The organism is Spirochaetaceae bacterium (assembly GCA_009784515.1).
Taxonomy (GTDB): Bacteria; Spirochaetota; Spirochaetia; order WRBN01; family WRBN01; genus WRBN01.
The window spans coordinates 1-4002 of sequence record WRBN01000116.1 but is presented as its reverse complement, the minus strand read 5'-3'; the positions used below and the strand labels follow the sequence as shown (position 1 = coordinate 4002).

Here is a 4002-nt window from a genome sequence, read left to right as displayed (position 1 = left end):
CCTGAACCGCGTTTCCCTAGTGCCGATACCAGCTGGGCTAACGGCTGGGGCAATGGTAAAAAATAAGTAAATTTTGCTTGACATAGCATCTAATAGCCACCATAATAAAGGATATGGTTAAAATATTCATTACCATTCTTTGTTACATTACGGTGGCTTTTTTCTCTGTAGCCAGCCTCTATTTTCAAGGAATAGAGGCTCTAGAATATCTTTTGGTGCCTTTACTTTTAGGTACGATGTACCTTAAGCTGTTTAGAAAGTTACAACTTGTAGCCGTTTGGGCCGTTACCGTTGTCTGTATTGCTTGGGGTTTTATATTCGGTGTTGCTAACAGCACTTGGCTTTGGCCATTCTTTTTTGTTTTAGGCATACGTTTAAAAGCCAATGTAATGGCTTTGTTCGCTATTATCGGCTCTTCTTTTTTATGGTTTTACCTGCGCGAAGTCCCTTTTAATGAAATAATAGTTATTATAGGTAGTTTTACGTTCTTTTTTATCTTTCGTTTGCACGAGCTTGATGGCTTTGCTTTACTTAAAGAAGAAAACAGCGATTTAAAGGACGAAATTAAAAACCTTAAAGGCTCCCTCACCGGCCAGCAACACGCCATAACCGAGCTGGAATATAAAATTATCCAGCTGGAGGCGGCCGCTAAAGTAACGGTGCAAACCCAAATAGCCCAGCGCGGCATAATTGGCCTAACCGTAGAGCAAAACCATTACACCATAGAACATTTTGTTAAAAATAAATCTAACAAAGATATAGTAAACTTTCATAATAAAACGAAGGTTTACCGCTCGGAGCACTTAAGCAATATGCTAAACGATATGCTTACTTTTAATCATTTAGCCGATGTTTACGAGCTGGTACCGTACGTGCGCGCCGGACTGGTAACTATTATCCAAAAAGACAGCCGTAACCGGCTGCTTGGCGACCCGGCCCAATACCCCTACCCTAAATACCGCTTTACCAAACCTAAACCACAAGAAATGTAAATATAAATATGGCCGGCAGCTTTATTATAGCTTATTTAGCAAATATTTAACAATACTAACTAGTAAAAATGATAAAAATATATTAATATTATAAGGTTAATGAGCGCACCGGAAGAAAAAAAAACATCTAAAGTTTTAGATACTTTAAACCAAATAAAGCAGGCCCTAAGGGGCCTAAAGGTTTATGCTTTAGTGGGTAAAAGCGGCACCGGTAAAAGCTTTAAGGCTAAAATGGTAGCCAAAAAATACGATATAGATGTTATTTTAGACGACGGCCTTGTTATTTACAAAGACAAAATTATTGCCGGTAAAACTGCCAAGCGCGAAAAATACGCCTTAATGGCCGTTAAGGTGGCCTTATACGACGATGTAGGCCACAGGCAAGAGGTAATTAACGCCCTAGAAGAAGGCAAATTTAAGCGCATATTAGTACTGGGCACCAGCGATAAAATGGTAAAAAAAATTGTTTACCATTTACAGCTGCCCGATATTTCTAAAATTATCCGCATAGAAGACGTAAGCACCCCCACCGAAATTGAAACCGCCTTAAAAAACCGCAAAGCCGGCCGCCATGTTATCCCCGTACCGAGTGTCGAGGTAAAACGCGACTACGCCCACATTTTTTATGATGGCATTAAAGTTTTTTTTAGAAACAAAGGCTTGTTTGGGTTAGGCAAAAAAAATAATACGATGGTAGAAAAAACCATTGTTAAGCCGCAGTTTCAGGACGGCGATAAAGGCCAGCTTAGCATCAGCGAAACCGCTTTAACGCAGCTGGTTATCAACTGTGTCGAAGAGTTTGACGGCAATATAAAGCCGTTAAAAGTTAAATTACGGCAAGAGCGCGACTTTACCTACGTCATTAGGTTATCGGTAGCGGCCCCCAATAAAGGCTCGATGGCTGGCAAAATACACGACTTACAAAAATTTATTATTAACAACATCGAAAGTTATACCGGTATTTTTCTAAAAGAAGTGCATATTTCTATCGATAAACTAATTAACAACACCAAAGGGGCCAAAAAAAATAAAAATGATAAAACCTAAATTAATAATTTTACTGCTATTTGTAAGCTTACTCCAGCCGGCTATTGCCCAAAGCAGCAGGCATTTTCAGTTTATTACCAACGAAGTACCGGCTTTAGCCGAAGAAGTGCTGTTTATTATGGAGCTAAACCTGCCCCTGTACATCGATTTTTTATACCCGGCCACGCCGCCTAACGTTATGCTTAACCTTAGTTTATTTGCCAATAATAACCGCTTTAACGAGGCTTTGCGGCCGCAAGGGTTTATCGGCGTACGGCACGATTTTATCTACCTCGATTTTAACAACCCCGAGCGTAACGTGCTTTTTTTATACCCTTTAACAGTCAACGATAACCGTAATATGCCCAGCGAGCTGCTTAGCCGTATCACCATTGCCCAGCGTTTAAGCCGGCACGGTTTTTTACAGTACAGCCTCACGGCCATGCCCAAACTGCCGGCTTGGCTGCGCGAAGGAGCGGCCTTATTATTTGAAGGAACCAGCCACCGCACCGGCGAGGCCGTGTTGGAGTACCGCCGCACCGATTTTTTAGCTACCCTACAGCAAATCCATGCCGAAAACCCGTTAAGCCTTAACCAATTACTGGCCTTAACCGATGGCATGAACGGTAGCTTCGTGGCCGATATGGAGCGCAACTTAGCGTATTCGTGGGGGTTTGTGCATTACTTAATGGTAAGCGGCCAGCAGCAAATCTTACGGCAGGTAACGGCGGCCATCGATGACGCTTTAACTTACGAACAAAACCGTGCTAACGTAGCCGCTTTAATAACGGCTCATAACCTAGAGGCCGGCTTTTTTAACTACATTACCGGCACCCCAGATTTTACCTCCCTTATGGCCGCCGGCCAGCAAGCCCACAACGAAGGTAACTTTACTTTAGCGCAATCGCTCTTTACCCAAGCCAGCGTAGCCCGCAGTGATTTATTTAGCCCCTTTTATTATTTAGGTTTGGTAGCCTACGAACAAAATAACTTTGAGCTGGCCGAAAGTTACTACCAAGAAGCCCTCGAGCGCGGCGCACCGGAGGCTCTTATCACCTTTAGCCGGGCCCTCATTGCCTTTAAAGAAGGACGCTACCCCGACTCCGCCTTTTTATTAGAAGAAACCCGCCGGCTAGATGCCATTACCTTTGCCAGCCGGGTAGATAACATTTTAAGGTTAATCCCGCACGTAGAGCAACTGCAAATTAATTAAATAACAGGTAACAAGGAATAAATGATAAAATTGCCCTATTCCTTGTTACGATAATTTAACAAAAAAAACTTGAAATTATACCAAAAACATGTTATTATAAAAGCTATGAAAAAAGTAAAGGTTAGACGTGTAGTTTTGTATTTAAGCCCTATCACTTATTTAATGGTGGTTGGCTTTTTACTCTTTAATTTCTTTACGGCTTCTATCCACACGCAGCATTATAGTGCGGGTATGGCTGTAAATGTAGTTAGAACAGTGGCTAATCAATTTATAGACGAGCAAATTAGGTCGGTTACTTTACAAGGTAACGGGCAGCTTTACAGCATTAGCCGCCATCAGCCGGTCATTTTGCATACCAGCGATGGGTTTAGCCATCGTTTAAATTTAATTAGCTACGAGCAAGACGAAGATAACTTCAACTTAAGCTTTGATTACGGCGTTAATTTAACCTTTAGCAACAACAGGGGTAACCTTGTGGTTAGCGGTGCTATGCCTGCGGAAGTTCATAATATAGAGCGGCTAAGTTTACCGTGGACCATCATGGCCGGCAGTAACCTTATTCATAACGAAAACGGCTATAGCATAACCATTGGCGAAGATGTTTTTTACATTGAGCACGAAGCGGGTGCCGTAGCCTTCGATTTAGCCGGCGGCCGTCTTAATTTATTAACGACACCTAACGCCAGCCTTAGTTTTACCGCCAACAGTTTGGGCGAAGTACAACCGCTTAGCCAATTTATTGCCGGCTTAGCCGGGTACCAAAGTACCTTT

4 protein-coding genes are annotated in these 4002 nt (G+C 42.3%); all 4 read left to right on the top strand.

Annotation, left to right across the window (positions count from 1 at the left end; all coding sequences use genetic code 11):
* The first annotated feature begins 113 nt into the window (after window positions 1-113).
* On the top strand, window positions 114-992 hold the full coding sequence (locus FWE37_09300) for a hypothetical protein (protein MCL2521174.1): 879 nt from the start codon (window positions 114-116) through the stop codon (window positions 990-992).
* A 99-nt stretch (window positions 993-1091) separates the two neighbouring features.
* Entirely contained in the window at window positions 1092-2039 is a 948-nt protein-coding gene (locus FWE37_09295) for a hypothetical protein (GenBank protein ID MCL2521173.1), read from the top strand.
* Window positions 2026-3231 (top strand): tetratricopeptide repeat protein, encoded by a 1206-nt coding sequence (locus FWE37_09290; GenBank protein ID MCL2521172.1) that lies wholly within the window; start codon window positions 2026-2028, stop codon window positions 3229-3231. The genes FWE37_09295 and FWE37_09290 overlap by 14 nt, the downstream gene beginning before the upstream one ends.
* 105 nt (window positions 3232-3336) lie before the next feature.
* Window positions 3337-4002: hypothetical protein (locus tag FWE37_09285; GenBank protein MCL2521171.1), on the top strand; the 666-nt coding region annotated here is incomplete at its 3' end.